The sequence below is a fragment of the Streptomyces alfalfae genome (assembly GCF_004127445.1).
Lineage (GTDB): Bacteria > Actinomycetota > Actinomycetes > Streptomycetales > Streptomycetaceae > Streptomyces > Streptomyces alfalfae.
In genome coordinates this window covers 64673-83564 of the sequence record NZ_QEXM01000041.1, presented here as the reverse complement: position 1 = coordinate 83564, position 18892 = coordinate 64673, and the positions used below count along the sequence as shown (strand labels likewise).

General features: G+C 72.4%; 16 protein-coding genes and 1 riboswitch. Of the genes, 11 read left to right on the top strand and 5 right to left on the bottom strand.

What is annotated here, in order from left to right:
• Window positions 1–112: 112 nt before the first annotated feature.
• Together DCW30_RS19835 and DCW30_RS19830 are read right to left on the bottom strand one after the other, a co-directional pair.
• On the bottom strand, window positions 113–1531 hold the full coding sequence (locus DCW30_RS19835; protein ID WP_076687149.1) for a uracil-xanthine permease family protein: 1419 nt from the start codon (window positions 1529–1531) through the stop codon (window positions 113–115).
• 127 nt (window positions 1532–1658) lie between these two features.
• On the bottom strand, window positions 1659–2870 hold the full coding sequence (locus DCW30_RS19830) for an MFS transporter (protein WP_076687150.1): 1212 nt from the start codon (window positions 2868–2870) through the stop codon (window positions 1659–1661).
• Window positions 2871–2967: 97 nt separating this feature from the next.
• Between DCW30_RS19830 and DCW30_RS19825 the strand changes: the two genes are divergently transcribed.
• Window positions 2968–4122: an ROK family transcriptional regulator gene (locus tag DCW30_RS19825; RefSeq protein WP_076687151.1), complete on the top strand. Its 1155-nt coding sequence runs from the start codon at window positions 2968–2970 to the stop codon at window positions 4120–4122.
• A gap of 91 nt (window positions 4123–4213) precedes the next feature.
• On the opposite strand, the gene DCW30_RS19820 is transcribed toward DCW30_RS19825, so the two are convergent.
• The gene (locus DCW30_RS19820) at window positions 4214–6538 is read right to left on the bottom strand and encodes a chitinase C-terminal domain-containing protein (RefSeq protein WP_076687152.1); all 2325 of its coding nucleotides are present in this window, start codon (window positions 6536–6538) and stop codon (window positions 4214–4216) included.
• Between the two features lie 311 nt (window positions 6539–6849).
• Window positions 6850–6980: riboswitch (FMN riboswitch) on the top strand.
• Between the two features lie 236 nt (window positions 6981–7216).
• On the opposite strand from DCW30_RS19820, the gene ribD reads away from it, so the two are divergent.
• The 10 genes from ribD (at window position 7217) to DCW30_RS19770 (ending at window position 15706) form a co-directional block, all read left to right on the top strand.
• On the top strand, window positions 7217–8272 hold the full coding sequence (gene ribD, locus DCW30_RS19815; RefSeq protein ID WP_076689540.1) for a bifunctional diaminohydroxyphosphoribosylaminopyrimidine deaminase/5-amino-6-(5-phosphoribosylamino)uracil reductase RibD: 1056 nt from the start codon (window positions 7217–7219) through the stop codon (window positions 8270–8272).
• 1 nt (window position 8273) lies between these two features.
• Window positions 8274–8915, top strand: a complete 642-nt coding sequence (locus DCW30_RS19810; protein ID WP_076687153.1) for a riboflavin synthase — start codon at window positions 8274–8276, stop codon at window positions 8913–8915.
• Window positions 8916–8959: 44 nt separating this feature from the next.
• Window positions 8960–9559, top strand: coding sequence for a nicotinamide mononucleotide transporter family protein (locus DCW30_RS19805; protein ID WP_076689542.1), 600 nt, complete (start codon window positions 8960–8962; stop codon window positions 9557–9559).
• A complete protein-coding gene (locus DCW30_RS19800; protein WP_076687154.1) occupies window positions 9556–10854 on the top strand; it encodes a bifunctional 3,4-dihydroxy-2-butanone-4-phosphate synthase/GTP cyclohydrolase II in 1299 nt (432 codons plus the stop codon). Before DCW30_RS19805 ends, DCW30_RS19800 begins: the two co-directional genes overlap by 4 nt.
• Before the next feature lie 44 nt (window positions 10855–10898).
• Window positions 10899–11384 (top strand): 6,7-dimethyl-8-ribityllumazine synthase, encoded by a 486-nt coding sequence (ribH, locus tag DCW30_RS19795; protein WP_062779628.1) that lies wholly within the window; start codon window positions 10899–10901, stop codon window positions 11382–11384.
• Between the two features lie 35 nt (window positions 11385–11419).
• Window positions 11420–11692 (top strand): phosphoribosyl-ATP diphosphatase, encoded by a 273-nt coding sequence (locus DCW30_RS19790; RefSeq protein ID WP_055564821.1) that lies wholly within the window; start codon window positions 11420–11422, stop codon window positions 11690–11692.
• Between the two features lie 50 nt (window positions 11693–11742).
• Window positions 11743–12600 (top strand): ATP phosphoribosyltransferase, encoded by an 858-nt coding sequence (hisG, locus tag DCW30_RS19785; protein ID WP_062779630.1) that lies wholly within the window; start codon window positions 11743–11745, stop codon window positions 12598–12600.
• A gap of 19 nt (window positions 12601–12619) precedes the next feature.
• Window positions 12620–13060, top strand: coding sequence for a PH domain-containing protein (locus DCW30_RS19780; RefSeq protein ID WP_076687155.1), 441 nt, complete (start codon window positions 12620–12622; stop codon window positions 13058–13060).
• 217 nt (window positions 13061–13277) lie between these two features.
• Window positions 13278–14618, top strand: coding sequence for a hemolysin family protein (locus DCW30_RS19775; RefSeq protein WP_062779635.1), 1341 nt, complete (start codon window positions 13278–13280; stop codon window positions 14616–14618).
• Window positions 14615–15706, top strand: a complete 1092-nt coding sequence (locus DCW30_RS19770) for a hemolysin family protein (RefSeq protein ID WP_076687156.1) — start codon at window positions 14615–14617, stop codon at window positions 15704–15706. The genes DCW30_RS19775 and DCW30_RS19770 overlap by 4 nt, the downstream gene beginning before the upstream one ends.
• Window positions 15707–15733: 27 nt before the next feature.
• On the opposite strand, the gene DCW30_RS19765 is transcribed toward DCW30_RS19770, so the two are convergent.
• Both DCW30_RS19765 and DCW30_RS19760 read right to left on the bottom strand, forming a co-directional pair.
• Window positions 15734–17650: an AAA family ATPase gene (locus DCW30_RS19765; RefSeq protein ID WP_076687157.1), complete on the bottom strand. Its 1917-nt coding sequence runs from the start codon at window positions 17648–17650 to the stop codon at window positions 15734–15736.
• A gap of 446 nt (window positions 17651–18096) precedes the next feature.
• Complete coding sequence (locus DCW30_RS19760; RefSeq protein WP_076687158.1) at window positions 18097–18774, bottom strand: uridine kinase family protein; 678 nt, start codon at window positions 18772–18774, stop codon at window positions 18097–18099.
• Window positions 18775–18892 lie beyond the last annotated feature (118 nt).

Here is an 18892-nt window from a genome sequence, read left to right as displayed (position 1 = left end):
CAGCACGGGAAGCCACCGGACGACCGGTGGCCCGATTCTTGACGCCTCGGGGCTGGACATGGTGCGCAACCCTAGCCAGGGCCGCCCACCACGTCCAGTGGATAACCGCCGCTCAGCGCTTGGCGTCCGCGCCGCCGGCGCCGGGGTTGTCGGCGGCGGCCTCCGCGTCGTACGCGGAGGTGCCCGCGTCGAGCAGCGGCTCCTGCGACTTGAGGTGCGGCGGGGCGAAGGCGCGCAGCACGTGGTAGCCGGTGATGACCACGATCGTGCCGAGGGCGATGCCGCTCAGCTCGAAGTTGTCGGTGAACTTCAGCGAGACGCCGCCGACGCCGATGATGATGCCCGCGGCGGCGGGGACGAGGTTCAGCGGATTGCGCAGATCGACCTTGGCGTTGATCCAGATCTGCGCGCCGAGCAGGCCGATCATGCCGTACAGGATGACGGTGATGCCGCCGAGCACCCCGCCGGGGATCGCGGCCACGACGGCGCCGAACTTGGGGCAGAGTCCGAAGAGCAGCGCGAAGCAGGCCGCGGCCCAGTACGCGGCCGTGGAGTAGACGCGGGTCGCCGCCATCACGCCGATGTTCTCGGAGTACGTCGTGTTGGGCGGGCCGCCGACCGCGGTGGAGAGCACGGAGGCGGCGCCGTCGGCGGAGATCGCGGTGCCCAGCTTGTCGTCGAGGTTGTCGCCGGTCATCTCCCCGACGGCCTTGACGTGCCCCGCGTTCTCCGCGATCAGGGCGATGACGACGGGCAGCGCCACGAGGATCGCGGACCACTCGAAGCCCGGCGCGTGGAAGGAGGGCAGACCGATCCAGTCGGCCTGGCCGACGGCGGACAGGTCCAGGCGCCAGTGGTCGACGACCTTGCCGGAGGCGTCCGCCGAGTGGATCTTGCCGAAGACCTGGTCGAAGACCCAGGAGATGCCGTAGCCGAAGATCAGGCCGAGGAAGATCGCGATGCGCGACCAGAAACCGCGCAGGCACACCACGGCCAAACCGGTGAAGAGCATCACCAGGAGCGCCGTCCACTGGTCCTGCGGCCAGTAGGTCGAGGCGGTGACCGGCGCCAGGTTGAAGCCGATCAGCATGACGACCGCGCCGGTCACGATCGGCGGCATCGCCGCGTGGATGATCCGCGCGCCGAACTTCTGCACGGCGAGGCCCACCAGGAACAGCGCCGCGCCGACCACGAGGACCGCGCCGGTCACGGTCGCGCTGGAGCCCCCCTGGGCCCGGATGACGGCGGCGACGCCGACGAAGGAGAGCGAGCAGCCCAGGTAGCTGGGGACCCGGCCGCGCGTCGCGAGCAGGAAGATGGCGGTCGCGACGCCCGACATCATGATGGCCAGGTTCGGGTCGAGACCCATCAGGACGGGCGCGACGAACGAGGCGCCGAACATGGCCACCACGTGCTGGGCGCCGAGCCCGAAGGTCCGCGGCCACGACAGGCGCTCGTCGGGCCGTACGACCGCGCCCGGGGCGGGGGTGCGGCCGTCGCCGTGGAGTTTCCAGCGCACGCCGAGATCCATGGTGAGTGTCGCTTTCTGTGCGCTGAGCGGGCCGTGTCGCGTGGCCCGAAATGATCGACGCCATGTTAATGCGACGCACGTGCGACTTCTCCCCGGTCCGGTTCCCGGGCGGCCGCGGGGGAGTGGATCAGGACGTGCGGTCGGGCGTCGCCGCGTCCGCCGTCGAGCCCTGCGCCGCCTCGCGGCCGTCCGTGCGCAGCACGTTCGCGAAGACCACGAGGCCGCAGGCGAGCAGCGTCACCAGGCCGAAGGAGGTCACGAGGCTCGTGGCGTCCGCCAGCGTCCCGATCGCCGACGGCGCGATAAGACCCGAGGTGTACGTGATGGTGGCGACGCCCGCGATGGCCTGGCTGGGGTTCGGGCCGCTGCGCCCGGCCGCGGCGAAGGCCAGCGGGACCACGACCGCGATGCCGAGGCCGAGCAGGGCGAAACCGGCCATGGCCATCAGCGGGTGCGAGGCGATGACCACGAGCAGCCCGCCGAGCACCGCGAGGACGCCGCCCGCGCGCACGGTGCGCACCGCGCCGAACCGGTCGACCACCGCGTCGCCCGCGAGCCGCGCGACCGCCATGGTGAGCGTGAAGCCGGTGGTCGACGCGGCGGCGACGCCCGCCGACGTGTCGAGCACGTCCCGCAGGTAGACCGCCGACCAGTCCAGGCTCGCGCCCTCCGCGAAGACCGCGCAGAAGCCGACCGCGCCGATGAGCAGCGCCGACTTCGGCGGCAGCGAGAACCGCGGCGGCGCCTCCTCCTCGGGCTCCGCCTGGACGTCGAGCACGCCCTGGCAGGCCACGAGGCCGAGCGCGGTGAGCGCGGCGGCGGCGAGGGCGTGGTGCAGGCGGGCGTCGGAGCCGAGGTGGGCGGCGACCGTGCCGGCCGCCGAGCCGATCAGGGCGCCGACGCTCCACATGCCGTGCAGACCCGACATGATCGACTTGCCGATACGGGTCTCGGTCTCGACGCCGAGGGCGTTCATCACCACGTCCGACATGCCCGAGGAGGCGCCGTACACGAAGAGCGCCAGGCAGAGCGTGAGCAGGTTGGGCGCGAGCGAGGGCAGGATCAGGGACAGCGTCCACATCGCGAGCAGCCCGCGCAGCGCGGTGCGCGCGCCGAAGCGGTGGCTGATCCTGCTCGCGAGCGGCATCGCCACCGAGGCGCCGATCGCGGGGAAGGCGAGGGCGAGGCCCAGCATGCCCGCGCTGACCGACGCGTGCTCCTGGATCCAGGGCACCCGGGTCGCGAAGGAACCGGTGACCGCTCCGTGCACGCAGAACACGGCCGCCACGGCGATCCGCGCCCGCCGCAGCCGCGCCTTGTCGTAGACCACTTCACTCATCCCGTTCCGCCCCTCCCGAGGACTGCCCCGATACGGCGACGTAAACTATCAGGAACCCTGCCTGATAAATAGAAGCGCCGTGTGGAAGGATCCCGGCATGCCTGCCTCACCGAGTACCGCTCGGGCCATCAACGACCGGCTCGCGCTGGGCCTCCTGCAGAGCGAAGGGCCCCTGACGGCCAACCAGTTGAAGCAGCTCACCGGCCTCTCCAGGCCCTCCGTGGCCGATCTCGTCGAACGGCTCCAGGGCTCCGGGCTCATCACCGTCGTGGGCGAGGCGGGCGCCCGGCGGCGCGGGCCCAACGCACGGCTGTACGGGATCGTCGCGGACCGGGCCCACCTCGCCGCGCTCGACGTCCGCACGGACAGCGTCTCCGTCGTCGTCACGGACCTGCTCGGCGCGGTCCTCGCCGAGGCCTCCGCACCCGTCGGCGGCGACACGGACACCGCCCTGGAGCACGCCCTCGGCCTCGTCGCCCGCACCGCGAGCGGCGGCGGCGTCCAGCGGCTGCACACGGTCGGCGTCGGCGCGCCGGGCCTCATCGACCCCGCCACGGGCGACCTGCACGACACCACGTCCCTGCCCGCCTGGCACCGCGGGCTCGCGGGCGCCCTCCATGAGCGGCTCGGCGCCCGCGTCCTGGTGGAGAACGAGACGAACCTCGCGGCCCGCGCCGAACAGCGGGACGGCGCCGCGCACGGCACGGACACGTTCGTGCTGCTCTGGCTGGGGGAGGGCGTGGGGGCCGCCGTCGTGCTCGACGGCACGCTGCGCAGGGGCGCCTCGGGCGGCACAGGGGAGATCGGCTTTCTGCCGGTGCCCGGCACGGGCGGCCTGCCGTCGGCCACCGCCTGCGAGGGCGGCTTCCACTCGCTGGCCTGCGCGGCGGCACTGCTGCGCCTGGGCGCGGAGCACGGGCTGCCGGCCGCGGGGACGTCCGCGTCCGACCTCGTGCGGCACGCGGTGGAGACCGGCGCGGACGCCTTCCTGGACGCCCTCGCGGACCGCGTCGCCGTGGGCGCGGCGGCCATGGCGGCGATCCTCGACCCCGGCTGCGTCGTCCTCGGCGGCGAGGTGGGCCGCGCGGGCGGTGCCGCGCTCGCCGCCCGGGTGGAGGACCGCGTCACCGCCATGTCCCCACTGCGCACGGAGGTGCGCGCGAGCGCGCTCGGCGGTTCGGCGGTCCTGCGGGGCGCGCTGCTCGCCGCACGGGACGCGGCCCAGGACGAGCTGTTCGGCCCGGGGGTCTGAGCGGACGGCGGAAACCCGCTCACGCCGGGACGGGTGGAAGCCGCTCACGCCCACCGGGGCGGACCGGTGGGCGTGAGCGGCGGTCAACGGTTCAGCAGGCGCCGAGGTCCTGCCAGACGCCCCACTCGCCGCCGGCGCCGGGCTCGTCGCCCTTCGTCCACCACTTGGCCTTCCAGGTGTGGGACTTGTGGGAGACCGTCTTGCCGGAGCCGTACTCGGCCGACGCGCTCCACGCCGGGGCCGTGCACGTGCCGGGCGGGTCCGTCGGTCCCGGCGGGTCGGTCGGCCCCGGACCCGTGCCGGGCTCGACCAGCGTGGTGCCGCGCGCCAGGTCGCCGGCGAGCGTGTACTTCGTGCCGCTGATCTCGACGGTCCAGTTCCACGGCGTCGACACCGGCAGGTAGTAGTTGAAGGAGAGGTCCACCGAGGCCCCGGGCGCGAGCGACTGCCAGGCCGGCAGCTTCAGCGAGACGCGGTGGAAGTCGCCCTTCAGCCCGCCGACGTTGCCGCCGGTGTGGTCGCTGCTGATCACCTTCGTGCCGAATCCCGACTGGTCGGAGGCGTTGCCGGGGGCCGAGGTGGAGTAGTCGAACTGGAACTCCGTGCCGCCGGGCAGCGTCGTCTTCGTGTTGTTGGTGATCTTCACCTTCGGGGTGATCGGGTAGTTGGAGTCACCGAGCTTGAAGTCGCCGAACTCGACGCCGATGTCCACCGCCTTGGTGGGCAGCTCCTTGTTCGAGACCTTCGCGCCGTAGGGCTTGGCGGTCTTGAACTTGTCGTACATCAGCGAGGTGAGCGTGTCGCCGATCTCGTACTGGCCCTTGGCCGCGTTCCAGCGGTAGTCGCCCGCCATCTCCCAGACCATGGTGCCGCCGATGCCCCGGTCCACCACGTAGTCGGCCTTCTCGGCCACCGACGTCTCGTCCTCGGTGGACAGGAACACCTTCTTCTCTGCGTTCCACAGCCACGGGGCGACCAGCTTCGCGTCGTACTTGCGCGCGTAGGTGCCGGTCAGCTTGGTGTCCGCGGGGAAGCCGTACTTGGTGACGTAGTCGCCGACGATCCCCTTCTCCAGGTTCTTCGCGTGCCACATCGGGTTGGAGCCCGCCGGGGACTCCTTGCCGTTGTCGTCCTTGTCGTGCCAGAGGTTGTCGATGCCGACCGCGCCGTCACCGCACTTGGTCAGGCCGGAACCGGCGGGGCAGGTGCTCGCCGCGGCCTTGCCCCACAGTCCGTCGACGCCGCCCTGCACGTTCTTGTGGCCGCGGGTGTAGTACGGCAGGCCGATGTTGATGCGGCCGGCCGGCATCGAGCCGCGGAAGTAGTGGTAGGCCCAGTCGGTGTTCAGATAGCCGATGCCGCCGTACTGCTGGCTGCCGTAGACGTTCGCGGCCGCGAGCTCCGCGTCCTTGCCGTCGTCGAAGAGCGAGGCGTTGGGGCCGACGTACTCGTTCCAGGCGCCGTGCAGGTCGTACGACATGATGTTGACGTAGTCCAGGTACTTCTGTACCTGGAAGGTCTCCATGCCGCGCAGCAGATAGCCGGACGAGGGGGCCGCCACGGTGAGCATGTAGTGCCTGCCGTCGGCCGCGCCCGCCTTGTCGAGCTTCTCGCGCAGGCTCTTCATCAGCGCCGCGTAGCCCTTGACCAGCCCGCCGCGCCGGGCGTTGGAGAGGGGGAAGTCGGCGGGGTGGCCCGCGTCCTTCATCGAGGTCGGGTACTCGTAGTCGATGTCGACGCCGTTGAAGCCGTACTTCTTGATGAAGGCGACCGCGGAGTCCGCGAAGGTGTCGATGCCCGCGTGGTTCACCGAGCCGTCGGCGTTGGTGGCCATCGAGTAGAAGCCGCCGGAGTTCACGCGCTTGCCGTCGTCGCCGAAGTAGCCGCCGGTCTCGGCCCAGCCGCCCACCGAGATCAGCGTCTTGACGTCCGGGTGCTTCTTCTTGAACTTGTTCAGCAGGTTGAAGTGGCCCTTGTAGGGCAGCGACGGGTCCATCTCGGCGCCCGCGACGCCCGGCCAGGTCATCCCGGTCGCGGCGTTCTTCTCGCCGTCGCCGCCGACGGAGAGCTTGTTGTCCTTGTCGATGTGGCCGAAGGCGTAGTTGACGTGGGTGACCTTGTCCCACGGGATGTCCGGGGCGAGGTAGGCGGGCTCGCCGTTCTTGCCCGTGCGCCAGCCGGTGAAGTAGCCGATGACGCGCCGCTGGTGGTCGGCGCCCATCTTCTCCCGTCCCTCGCCGTCGTAGACGGAGCAGTACGGGACGTCGACGCCCGGGGTCTTGTAGAGCCCGTCGGGGCGGCAGGACGCGTCGTCGGCGGCGTGCGAGGCGCCGCCGGAGACCAGGCCGAGCAGCAGTCCGCCGACGGCGGCGCCGGTCGCGAGCAGCGTGGGTCTCGCGCGGATGAGGGACGGCATGGGGAACCTCCAGGTGCGGGGGTGGTGCGCGAACGGGGCGGAACACACGGGCGATGACGTGAAACGTGCCGGGGCCCGGTGTGCGCACACCGTCGGCTCCCGCTCCTCGGAGGTGACGCAGAGATTAAGAGGACTAGACCAAAGCGTCAATAGGTCTGGACCAAAGTCGTCCCGCCGGGGAGCGCGCCCCGGGGCCCGGGTGGCGGCTGGGGCGGGGGAGGTCTTATGCCCGGAACGCCTGTGAGTCAGCCCACAGGCCGCCGCCCGACGGGCCGACGATCAGACGTGGCACACTGGCCTCGTACCAGAAGCAGCGCACTCCGGGGTCGGTGTAATTCCGAACCGGCGGTTACAGTCCGCGACCCGGTCGCCTCCAGCGGCCGGTTGACCAGGTGAAATTCCTGGACCGACGGTGAAAGTCCGGATGGGAGGCAGTGCGCGGCGGGCGGGCATCCTTGCGCGCCGCCGTAGTTGCTTGTTCCTGGCCTCGTACGAGGCCGGGGGCGGTTCTCGGGTTTCCCGGGAGCCGGTGCCCGGGCGATCCCGGGAGCAGGTGTCATCGGCGTCGGCGTCGCCACAGGTGCCTCGCCCGTACGTGTCGTCTTTCGACAGCCCCGGAGTCCGTGCCCGAAGAGGCAGGAGGACCCGGTGGCCACCGCCGCAGCCGAAGAAGCCGCCATGCGGCGCGCGCTCGCGCTCTCAGCGCTCGGCCTCGGAGCCACGAGCCCCAATCCCGTCGTCGGGTGCGTCGTCCTCGACGCCTCCGGCGAGGTCGCGGGCGAGGGCTGGCACCAGCGCGCGGGAGGCCCGCACGCCGAGGTCAACGCCCTGCGCGCGGCCGGTGGCCGGGCCCGCGGCGGCACCGCCCTCGTCACCCTCGAACCCTGCAACCACACCGGCCGCACCGGTCCCTGCGCCCAGGCCCTCATCGAGGCGGGCGTCGCCCGTGTCGTCTACGCGGTCAGCGACCCGAACCCCGCCGCGACCGGCGGCGCCGAGACCCTCCGTGCGGCCGGGATCTCCGTCGAGCAGGGCCTGTGCGAGGCCGAGGCCGCCGAGGGGAACGCCGCCTGGCTGACCTCCGTGCGGCTCGGCCGCCCCCACGTCACCTGGAAGTACGCCGCCACCCTGGACGGCCGCATCGCCGCCGCCGACGGCACCAGCCGCTGGATCACCTCCGCCGAGGCCCGCGCGGACGTCCACCGGCTGCGCGCCGAGTGCGACGCCGTGGTCGTCGGCTCCGGCACCCAGCGCGCCGACGACCCCCACCTCGCCGTGCGCGGCGTCGCGGGCGCCGTCCAGCCGCTGCGGGTCGTCGTCGACACGAGCGGCACCGCCGTCACACCCGGCGCCCGTGTCCTGGACGACGCGGCGCCGACCCTGATCGCCGTCGCCGACGACGTCACACCGGCCGTCACCGCCGAGACCGTACGGCTGCCGCGCGCCGACGGCGGCCTCGACGTCCCCGCGCTGCTCGACGCCCTGCACACGCGCGGGGTGCGCTCCGTACTCCTCGAAGGCGGCCCGACGCTCGCCGGGGCCTTCGTCGCCGCGGGCGCCGTCGACCGCGTCGTCGGCTACCTCGCCCCCGCCCTGCTCGGCGCGGGCCCCCCCGCCCTCGCGGGCGGCGGAATCACCACCATCACCCAAGCGTTGCGGCTCGACGTGAGCGAGATCCGCCGCCTCGGACCCGACCTGCGGATCACCGCGACCCTCGTAGCGAAGGAGCACTGACGTGTTCACCGGAATCGTCGAAGAGCTGGGCGAGATCACCGCCGTCGAGAACCTTCCCGACGCCTCCCGCTTCCGCCTGCGCGGCCCCGTCGTCACCGAGGGCGCCAAGCACGGTGACTCCATCGCGGTCAACGGCGTCTGCCTGACGGTCGTGGAACACGAGGGCGAGGAGTTCACCGCCGACGTCATGGCGGAGACCCTGAACCGCTCCAGCCTCGGCGCGCTCACGGTCGGCTCCCGCGTCAACCTGGAGCGCCCCACCGCCGTCGGCGCGCGCCTCGGCGGACACATCGTGCAGGGCCACGTCGACGGCACCGGCGAGATCGTCGCGCGCGAGCCGTCCGAGAACTGGGAGGTCGTCAAGGTCTCCCTCCCCGCCGGCCTCTCGCGCTACGTCGTGGAGAAGGGCTCCATCACCGTCGACGGCGTCAGCCTCACCGTCGTCGAAGCGGGCCGCGACTTCTTCACCATCAGCCTCATCCCCACCACCCTCGCGCTGACCACGCTCGGCATCAAGCAGCCCGGCGACCCGGTCAACCTCGAAGTGGACATCATCGCCAAGTACGTGGAGCGCCTCATCGGCGACCGCGCCCACGCCCCCGGTCAGGAGGCCGTCACCCCGGCTCAGGAGGCCACCAAGTGAACTGGCTCAACTCCGAGGCGTTCACCGCCTTCGACCAGCACATCATGTGGTCCGACATGATCGGCAACACCGTCGGCCTCATCGCCCTCGCGCTCGGCTGGCGGCGCTCCATATGGACCTGGCCCGCCCAGCTCCTCTCCGGCGCCATCCTCGTCGCCGCCTACGCCTCCGCGCAGCTCTCCGGCGGCGTCGGCAAGCAGCTCCTCGTCATCGGCGTCGCGGTGTGGGGCTGGCGGCAGTGGACGCGCGGCAGGCAGCAGGCGCAGGACGGCTCCATCGCCATCCGGTTCGCCACCTGGAAGGAGCGGGGCGTCCTGCTCGGCGGCACCGCCGTCGGCACGCTCGCGGTCGGCGCCCTCTTCAGCGCCGTACCCGACCTGTCCTGGAACCCCTGGCCCGACGCCTACATCTTCGTCGGCACGCTCGCCGCCATGGTCGCCCAGGCCCGCGGCCTCGTCGAGTTCTGGTTCGCCTGGCTGCTCGTCGACGTGGTCGGCGTGCCGCTCGCCTTCAGCAGCGGCCTGGCCTTCTCCGGCCTCGTCTACGTCATCTACCTCGCCCTCGTCCTCTGGGGCATGCGCGACTGGTGGCTGCGCTCGCGCGCGGCGGCCTCCCGGCCCGTCATGGAAGGAGCCCCGGCATGAGCGCGGCGCCCGTTTGGTACAGCACGGCCCACGGCGAGGACGCCCCGGACCTCGCCCTCGACCCCGTCGAGCAGGCCATCCGCGACATCGCCGCGGGGCGGCCCGTCGTGGTCGTCGACGACGAGGACCGCGAGAACGAGGGCGACCTCGTCGTCGCCGCCGAGATGGCGACCCCCGAGATCATCGCCTTCATGATGAGCGAGTGCCGCGGCCTGATCTGCGCGCCCATGGAGGCCGACGAGCTCGACCGGCTGCGGCTGCCGCAGATGGTCGAGCACAACACCGAGTCGATGAGCACCGCCTTCACCGTCTCCGTCGACGCCTCGGCCGCGCACGGCGTCAGCACCGGCATCTCCGCCGCCGACCGCGCGGCCACGCTCCGGCTCCTCGCCGGCGGCGAGGCGGGCCCCGACGACTTCGTGCGCCCCGGGCACATCTTCCCGCTGCGCGCCCGGCCCGGCGGCGTCCTCGCCCGCAACGGCCACACCGAGGCCGCCGTCGACCTCGCCCGCCTCGCGGGCCTGCGCCCGGCCGGGGCCATCGTGGAGATCGCCGGCGAGGACGGCAGGATGCTCCGGCTGCCCGAGCTGATCCCCTTCGCCCGCAAGCACGGCCTGACGGTCATCTCCATCGAGGACCTGATCGCCTACCGCCGCTCCTCGGAGCCCACCGTCCGCCGCGAGGCCGAGGTCCGGCTGCCCACCGCCTTCGGCGACTTCACCGCGTACGGCTACCGCTCCACCGTCGACGGCGTCGAGCACGTCGCCCTCGTCCACGGCGACATCGGCGACGGCGAGGACGTCCTGGTGCGGCTGCACTCCGAGTGCCTGACCGGCGACGTCTTCCACTCCCTGCGCTGCGACTGCGGACCGCAGCTCCAGGCGTCCATGGAGCGCGTCACCGCGGAGGGCCGCGGCATCGTCGTCTACCTCCGCGGCCACGAGGGGCGCGGCATCGGCCTGCTCTCCAAACTGCGCGCCTACGAACTCCAGGAGCGCGGCAGCGACACCCTCGACGCCAACCTGGAGCTCGGCCTGCCCGCCGACGCCAGGGACTACGGCGCGGGCGCCCGCATCCTCGCCGACCTCGGCGTGCGCGGCGTCCGGCTGATGACCAACAACCCCGACAAGACCGACGCGGTCCTGCGGCACGGCCTGAAGGTCACCGGGCGCGAGCCCATGCCGGTCAAGGCCGGTGAGCACAACCTGCACTACCTGCGCACCAAGCGGGACCGGATGGGCCACGACCTCCCCTGGCTCGACGCCCCCGGCGTCTCCGCCTGCGGCAACCAGTAAGCACCACCCCGCACCGTCAACAGACCCGACCGAAGGAGAAGCGCGTGAGCGGCAAGGGCGCACCCGAACTGAGCGTGAAGAACTGCGGCGACCTGCGGGTCGCGGTGATCGCCGCGCAGTGGCACGAGAAGGTCATGGACGGCCTCGTCGACGGCGCCCTGCGCGCCCTGACCGAGCTCGGCATCAGCGAGCCGACCGTCCTGCGCGTGCCCGGCAGCTACGAACTGCCGGTCGTCGCGAAGGTCCTCGCCGGACGCGGGTACGACGCGATCGTCGCGCTGGGCGTCGTCATCCGCGGCGGCACCCCGCACTTCGAGTACGTGTGCCAGGGCGTCACCCAGGGCCTCACCCAGGTCTCCGTGGACACCGGGGTGCCGATCGGCTTCGGCGTGCTGACCTGCGACACGGAGGAGCAGGCGCTCGACCGCGCCGGTCTCGTGGGGTCCACCGAGGACAAGGGGCACGAAGCGGTCACCGCGGCCGTCGCCACCGCGACCACGCTGCGCACCGTCTCCGAGCCCTGGCGCTGAGCGGCGCCGCCCGGGCGCGTAGAGTGAACGGCATCATGTCCAAGAAGACTTTCGAGGAGCTCTTCACCGAGCTCCAGCACAAGGCCGCCAACGGCGACCCCGCGACCTCCCGCACCGCCGAGCTGGTGGACAAGGGCGTCCATGCCATCGGCAAGAAGGTCGTCGAGGAGGCCGCCGAGGTCTGGATGGCCGCCGAGCACGAGGGCAAGGAAGCCGCCGCCGAGGAGATCTCCCAGCTCCTGTACCACGTCCAGGTGATGATGGTCGCCCGCGGCATCTCCCTCGACGACGTGTACGCCCACCTCTGAGCCGCCACCCCGGCTCGTCCCACCCACACCACGCAAAGGAATCCGACCTCATGCTGCGCATCGCCGTCCCCAACAAGGGTTCACTGTCCGGACCTGCGTCGGCGATGCTCCATGAGGCCGGATACCAGCAGCGCAAGGAGTCCAAGGAACTCGTCCTCGTCGACCCCGAGAACGAGGTCGAGTTCTTCTACCTGCGCCCCAAGGACATCGCGATCTACGTCTCGGCGGGCCGCCTCGACATCGGCATCACCGGCCAGGACCTGCTCGTCGACTCCGGCGCCGGCGCCGAGGCCATCCTGCCGCTCGGCTTCGCCCGCTCCACCTTCCGCTTCGCCGCCAAGCCGGGCACGGCCACCGCCGTCGAGGACCTCGCGGGCAGGACCGTCGCGACCTCGTACGAGGGCATCGTCGCCAAGCACCTCGCGGAGCACGGCGTCGACGCCTCCGTGGTCCACCTCGACGGCGCCGTCGAGACCGCCATCGAGCTGGGCGTCGCCCAGGTCATCGCGGACGTCGTCGAGACCGGCACCTCCCTGCGCAACGCGGGCCTGGAGGTCTTCGGCGAGCCCATCATGAAGTCGGAGGCGGTCGTCATCCGGCGCACCGGGGCCGACACCTCCGACCCGGCCCAGCCCAAGATCGAGCAGTTCCTCCGCCGCCTCCAGGGCGTCCTCGTCGCCCGCTCGTACGTGATGATGGACTACGACTGCCGCGCCGAGCACCTGGAGCGCGCCGTCGCCCTCACCCCGGGCCTGGAGTCGCCGACCATCTCACCACTGCACAACGAAGGCTGGGTCGCCGTGCGCTCCATGGTCCCCGCCAAGGAGGCCCAGCGCGTCATGGACGACCTGTACGCCCTCGGGGCGCGGGCCATCCTGACCACGGCGATCCACGCCTGTCGCCTCTGACCGGCAGGAGAACCGCCGCATGTCCGAGCTTCCCGAGCTCCCCGTCACCTTCAGGCCGAGGCGGACCCGGACGGTCCTGCTCAGTGCGGGCGCCGTGATGTTCGCCGTCCTCACCGTGATCGCCTTCCTGCTGCCGAACCTCAGCCCCGGCGAGCGGACCAGCTTCGTCTTCACCGGCGCGCTGCTCTTCGGCGTCCTCGTCCTGCTCGCCAGGCCCAAGGTCGTCGCCGACGAGTCCGGCGTGCACGTCGTCAACATCGCGACCAGTCGGCGTCTGGAGTGGGCGCAGGTCGTGCAGGTCACCCTGCGCCCCGGCGACCCGTGGGTCTTCTTGAACCTCAGCGACGGCACCAGCCTCCCCGCCCTCGGCATCCAGCCGGGCATCGCCAGGCAGCAGGCCGTCGCCGACGCCAAGGCCCTGCGCGCCCTCGTCGAGGCCCGCGCCCCGCTGGGCGACTGACGCTCCGCCCGGGGGTCTGACCAACCCCGCCCGACTCTGATTAATCTGTTGGCGGGGCGGCCCGGTGTGCCGCCCCGCCCCTGACGGGCCCGCCAGGCTCCCAGGGGCTCCTGCTATCCGAGGAGTGACTCCCTCCAGCGATGGACGGATCGTCCTGTAGTACCTGCGCCGCCCCCTCCCGACATACCGGGACCCGTACGACAGGGGAGGCGGCGGCATGACAGTCCCGCTGCTGCTCCTCGGGGCGGCATTCCTGCTGATTCTCGCCAACGGCTTCTTCGTGGCGGCCGAGTTCGGTCTCGTCACCGTGGAGCGGCCCGACGCGGAGAAGGCCGCGGCCGACGGCGACCGCCGGGCCCGCACGGTCGTCCAAGCCCTCAAGGAGCTGTCGTTCCAGCTCTCCGGCACCCAGCTCGGCATCACGATCACCTCGCTCGTCGTCGGCATGCTCGCCGAACCGGCGCTCGCCGAGCTGCTCGCGCCCCCGTTCACCGCGATCGGCGTCCCCGAGGGCGCCGTGGGCGGTGTCTCCGTGGTGGTCGGCATGCTGCTCGCGTCCGCCGTGCAGATGGTCATCGGCGAGCTGGTCCCCAAGAACTGGGCGGTCTCCAGGCCGCTCCAGGTCGCCCGGTTCGTCGCGGGCCCGCAGTACGCCTTCGCACGGCTCCTGCGGCCCGTGATCGCCCTGCTCAACGCCGTCGCCAACCGCCTGGTGCGGATGCTGGGCGTGGAGCCCGCCGAGGAGCTGGCCTCCGCCCGCACCCCCGGCGAACTGGTGTCCCTGGCCCGGCACTCGGCGCGGGCCGGCGCCCTGGAGCAGGACACCGCGGACCTCTTCGTACGCACCCTCTCGCTCGGGGAGCTGACCGCGCAGCACGTGATGACGCCACGCGTGAAGGTCAGCGCGCTCCAGTCGTCGGCGACGGCCGAGGACGTGGTCAATCTGACCCGCGCCACCGGCCTGTCCCGCTTTCCCGTGTACCGCGAGCGGATCGACGAGGTCGTCGGCGTGGTGCACCTCAAGGACGCCCTCGCGGTGTCCGCGCACGAACGTCTCCGCACCCCGGTCGGCCGCATCGCGCAGCCGCCGCTCCTGGTCCCCGAGACGCTGCCCGTGAAGCCCCTCCTGGAGCGGCTGCGCAGCGAGCAGCCCATGGCCGTCGTCGTCGACGAGTACGGCGGCACGGCCGGCGTCGTCACCCTGGAGGACATCGTGGAGGAACTCGTCGGCGAGGTCCGCGACGAGCACGACCTGCACGACCTGCCCGAGCTGTGCGCGGCCCCGCCGGAGGACGGCAGGCCGAGCTGGGACGCCGACGGCGGCTGCCGGGTCGACACGCTGCGGCGCATCGGACTCGACGTGCCCGAGGGCCCGTACGAGACCGTCGCGGGCCTGGTGGCCGACCTGCTCGGCCGCATCCCCGTCCCCGGCGACCGGGCCGAGCTGCCGGGCTGGCGGCTCTCGGTGCGCCAGGTCGGGCACTACCGCGCCGAGCGGGTCAGGATCGTCAGGGTGGCGGACGTCTCGGTCCCCGTAGCCGCGGAGGCACGTCGATGAGCCTGTTCCAGCTTCTCTTCGCCGTCCTGCTCGTGCTCGCCAACGGCTTCTTCGTGGGCGCCGAGTTCGCGCTCGTCTCCGTGCGCCGCAGTCAGATCGAGCCCCTGGACTCCAAACGGGCCCGCCAGGTGCTCTACGGGCTCGAACACCTGCCGCAGATGATGGCCGCCGCCCAGTTCGGCATCACCGTCTGCTCGCTGACGCTGGGCGCGGTCGCCGAGCCCACCGTCGCGCACCTCCTCGAACCGCTGTTCGTGGCGGCCCATCTGCCCGAGGGCATGATCCACCCCCTCGGCTATGTGATCGCCCTCGCCGTCGTCGTCTTCCTCCACCTCGTCATCGGCGAGATGCTGCCGAAGAACCTCGCGATGGCGGCGCCCGAGAAGACCGCGCTCTGGTTCAGTCCGGGACTCGTCGCCTTCGCACGGCTGTGCCGCCCGGTGACGGTGGCGCTCGGCGCGTGCGCGCGGGTCGTCCTGCGGCTGTTCCGGGTGGAGCCCAAGGACGAGGTGGAGGCCGTCTTCACCAGCGAGCAGCTCAACCGGCTCGTGGAGGACTCGGGCCAGGCGGGCCTGCTCGACCCCGAGGAGCAGGAGCGTCTGGAGGACGCCCTGGAGCTGGGCTCGCGCCCGGTGACGGACGTGCTGCTCGACCGGGCGTCACTGGTGACCGTCGACGCCTCGGTCACCCCGGGCCAGGTCGTCGAGCTGACCGGACGCACCGGCTTCTCCCGCTTCCCCGTCCGCGCGGAGAACGGCGCCTTCATGGGCTACCTCCACGTCAAGGACGTCCTCGACCTGGAGGAGAGCGACCGCGCCGTGCCGCAGCAGGTGTGGCGGCCGATGACGACGCTCAGGGCGGAACTGCCGCTGGACGACGCCCTGACGGTGATGCGCCGCGCCGCCACGCATCTGGCCCAGGTCGCCGACGCGTCGGGCAAGGTGCTCGGCCTGGTCGCCCTGGAGGACGTCCTCGAACTCCTCGTCGGCGAGGTCCGCGACCCGGCGCACCGCGTGGCGGCCGTGCCGCGCCCGCAGGCCGAGACCGAGGACGCGCCCGAGAACCTGGACGGCGCCCTCGTCGGGTGAGCCGGCGGCCGCAGGACGCGCCCGGGGTCAGCCCCCCGGCGCGTCCTGCGGCCCCCGCCCCGAAAGGACCTCCCCGTAGGCCTGCATCAGATCCGGCAGGCGCAGCGTGGCGAGGTCGTCGCGGGACGGCTCGCCGGGATAGCCGGAGAGCCGCAGATCGCGGTAGGCGCAGCTCTTCTCGTACAGCGTGCGCAGGAACCGGCCGTTGCCCAGCTCGTCGATCCAGCCCTGGTCGACGACGTGCCCGCTGATGGAGCGCAGCTCATCGAGCGCCTCCTCGTCCCACACGTCGCCGTTCTCGGCCGCGAGCACCTCACCGATGGCGGTCAGCTCCAGCGGGCGGTACGAGGGGAAGTCGACGCGCGTCGTGAAGCGCGAGGACAGGCCGGGGTTGGCGGCGAGCAGCCGGTCCATGCCCTCGGGGTAGCCCGCGAGGATCACGACGAGGTGGCGCCGGTTGTCCTCGGCCCGTTTGAGCAGCACTTGCAGGGCCTCGTCGCCGTAGGCGTCGCCCTTGCCGTACCCGGAGTTGGACAGGGAGTAGGCCTCGTCGACGAAGAGGACGCCGCCGATCGCGGAGTCGATGAGTTCGTTGGCCTTCACGGCGGTCTGGCCCAGGTACTCGCCGACCAGGTCGGCGCGCTGCGCCTCCACCAGGTGGTCGCCGCCGAGCAGCCCGAGCGCGTAGAAGACCCGGCCGAGGATGCGGGCCACGGTGGTCTTGCCGGTGCCCGAGGGCCCGGAGAAGACGAAGTGTCGTTTCGGCGGCTGCACCGGCAGGCCCTGGGCGGCCCGCAGACGCGCCATGTTGAGCTGTGCGGAGAGGGCCTTGACCTGCCGCTTCACGGGCTCCAGGCCGACCATGCCCTCCAGTTCGGCGAGGGCGGCCTCCAGCAGCGCGGGGTCGGTGGAGCCCGGCGGGAGCTGCGGGGCGCCGTCCGGCTTGACCGGGAGGATCGCCTTCTCGCGGACCGCGTCGGAGGGCCCCGAGGGACCGCTGCCGCCGCCCGGACCCTGCGGGCCCGGCGCGCCGCCGGCCGCGGGGGGCTGGCCGTCGGTCACCTTCACGTCGCGGCCCTCGCCGCCGAAGAACATGTCGATCCCGTCCGGCCCTTCGAGGGCGTCCTGCCCGGCGCCGGCCAGGCTGATCGCGGCGGCGAGGTCGGCCGCCTCGTCGTAGCCGTCGCCCTCGGCGATGGCGGCGAGCCGAGCCGAGGTGTCCATGAAGGAGGCGTCGACCCGGTGCACCGCGCGGTACAGCGGGAGCGCCGCGGCCGAGCGCCCCGTGCCCTCGTGCGCCCTGGCCAGCCAGTACCGCAGCTCCTTGCGCTGCGGCTGTTCGCTGCGGCAGCGCATCAGGGCGGCGGACAGCAGCGGCTCCGCCTGCCCGTACATCTCCAGGCGCACCCGGGCCATGCCGCCGAAGAGACCGGCCTCGATGCCCAGCATCGGATCGTCGACCAGCGGGTCGGTGTGCCGCACGAGCTGGTCCCAGTCCTTGACGAGATAGGCGCGGCAGGCGTGCAGGAAGCGGACCTGCGGGTCGGCGTCGACCGGCGGCAGCCCCGCGAGCGCCCGGTCGAGCTCGGGGACGTGGCGGCCGTCGAGCCAGTGCGAGGCGTGCGCGAGGAGCAGGTCGCGGGTGCTCTCCAGGACGGGCTGGACCCACCAGCCGAGCCAGTACCAGGAGTTGAGGGTGCGCGCGTGCCGCCTGCGCTGCTCGCCGAACCGCTCGCGGTACTGGAACATCCGCAGCAGTGCCGTCGTCGTGTCGATGCGCAGCGCGTGCAGCCCGAGCCAGCCGTCGGCCATGCCGGGATCGATGCGGACCGCGGAGCGGAACTCCTCCTCCGCCTGCGGATAGGCGCCCATCGTGTAGGCGTCGACGCCCCTCAGCCAGGCGAGGTCGGCCGGGGCGGGTGTGCCCACCGCGTCGAAGTCCATCACGTCCCCCACAAACCGTGCCCCCGTGTGCGAACCGCCGGACCGGTGCCCGTCGGCCACTTCGTCGAACCGCCGTGCTGTGGACGGGAGTTGTCTCGGTGCACAGAGCAGCCGTCCGGAAAAGGCGCACCGATGGGCATCGTACCTGCGGGGGAGCGGTCGGCCGTAGGGTGCCGCACCGCGAGATCGGCCGGGAGCGGCTGCGGGGGAGTGCGCTCGATGGTGACCGAGGGTGAGCGAATGACGGCGCGTGGCGGCCGAAAACAGGGGGCCGGAGGCAGAACGAAGCCCCCGATCACGGGGGAACAACCGGGGGCTTCGCGTCTGCGGTCGGTCCCTCGGGACCGCACATTCAGAACGTAAGTCCTGTAAGGCCCCCGGGTCAAGCAGAGTTGGGGCACTCGTGGAAAAGTCTCGCGCCCAACTGGAAGGCGCTTTCCGGAGGTTCAGCGGACCGCCGATGGACCCTCACACTCCGTGACCAGTTGGGTCCCTGCTGGTGTCCCACAAGGCCCTTGCCGTAGCTCGTATCCCTCGGGGAACTGCCGCACCACAACGTCGGCGAAGGGCCGTGAGGGGTCCTCGGTGAAGTGCTGGAGCTCCGCGGGTTCCCATCCGTCCCAGAAGTCCCGCTGGACCGTCCCGTCCCGCAGGCGTCCGCGCGCCCACGCCGTCTCCCGCGCCACGTCCATCCACAGCACGGCGGCGAGGTGCGGCCGCAGCGCCTCGCGGCCCGCCCCGACCCCCTCGACGATCACCACGGGCGCGGGCGGCAGCGTCAGCTCGCCGGGACCGAACCGGCGCGTGACCCAGTCGTACGCCGGGAAGCGCGCCGCCTCGCCGCGGGCGAGCGGTGCGATGACCCACCGCCGCAGCCGGTCCGTCCAGCCGAACAGCTCGTCGTGGCTGGCGATGTCGTCGAGCCGCAGGACGGGCGCGCCGTCGAGCGCCCCGGCGAGCCGCCGCGCGAACGTGGACTTTCCCGAGCCGGCGTGCCCGTCCACGGCGACGAGCCGGACGGGGCCGCAGGAGGGCGGCAGGCGGCGCAGGGCGTCGGCGAGGCGGGGGAGCGGGGGCAGCGGAGCGCGCGGCTCGGGCGCCTTCGCGGGCGGGTCGGGGTTCATCACGGCAAGCGTACGACCGCGGAAGGAGGTGTTCCGCGCGCCGCCGCAGGTCATGCCATTGGTTGAGGCCAATATAAGTGGGTGCGGCGGTGCCCGAAGCGCTGGCAGAAGGCGGCGG

What these genes read in the sequence shown, in the direction of transcription:
- DCW30_RS19835 (WP_076687149.1), bottom strand. Translation starts at nt 1,531, where the DNA reads ATGGATCTCGGCGTGCGCTGGAAACTCCACGGCGACGGCCGCACCCCC.
- DCW30_RS19830 (WP_076687150.1), bottom strand. Translation starts at nt 2,870, where the DNA reads ATGAGTGAAGTGGTCTACGACAAGGCGCGGCTGCGGCGGGCGCGGATC.
- DCW30_RS19825 (WP_076687151.1), top strand. Translation starts at nt 2,968, where the DNA reads ATGCCTGCCTCACCGAGTACCGCTCGGGCCATCAACGACCGGCTCGCG.
- DCW30_RS19820 (WP_076687152.1), bottom strand. Translation starts at nt 6,538, where the DNA reads ATGCCGTCCCTCATCCGCGCGAGACCCACGCTGCTCGCGACCGGCGCC.
- ribD (WP_076689540.1), top strand. Translation starts at nt 7,217, where the DNA reads ATGCGGCGCGCGCTCGCGCTCTCAGCGCTCGGCCTCGGAGCCACGAGC.
- DCW30_RS19805 (WP_076689542.1), top strand. Translation starts at nt 8,960, where the DNA reads ATGTGGTCCGACATGATCGGCAACACCGTCGGCCTCATCGCCCTCGCG.
- DCW30_RS19800 (WP_076687154.1), top strand. Translation starts at nt 9,556, where the DNA reads ATGAGCGCGGCGCCCGTTTGGTACAGCACGGCCCACGGCGAGGACGCC.
- DCW30_RS19790 (WP_055564821.1), top strand. Translation starts at nt 11,420, where the DNA reads ATGTCCAAGAAGACTTTCGAGGAGCTCTTCACCGAGCTCCAGCACAAG.
- hisG (WP_062779630.1), top strand. Translation starts at nt 11,743, where the DNA reads ATGCTGCGCATCGCCGTCCCCAACAAGGGTTCACTGTCCGGACCTGCG.
- DCW30_RS19780 (WP_076687155.1), top strand. Translation starts at nt 12,620, where the DNA reads ATGTCCGAGCTTCCCGAGCTCCCCGTCACCTTCAGGCCGAGGCGGACC.
- DCW30_RS19775 (WP_062779635.1), top strand. Translation starts at nt 13,278, where the DNA reads ATGACAGTCCCGCTGCTGCTCCTCGGGGCGGCATTCCTGCTGATTCTC.
- DCW30_RS19770 (WP_076687156.1), top strand. Translation starts at nt 14,615, where the DNA reads ATGAGCCTGTTCCAGCTTCTCTTCGCCGTCCTGCTCGTGCTCGCCAAC.
- DCW30_RS19765 (WP_076687157.1), bottom strand. Translation starts at nt 17,650, where the DNA reads ATGGACTTCGACGCGGTGGGCACACCCGCCCCGGCCGACCTCGCCTGG.
- DCW30_RS19760 (WP_076687158.1), bottom strand. Translation starts at nt 18,774, where the DNA reads ATGAACCCCGACCCGCCCGCGAAGGCGCCCGAGCCGCGCGCTCCGCTG.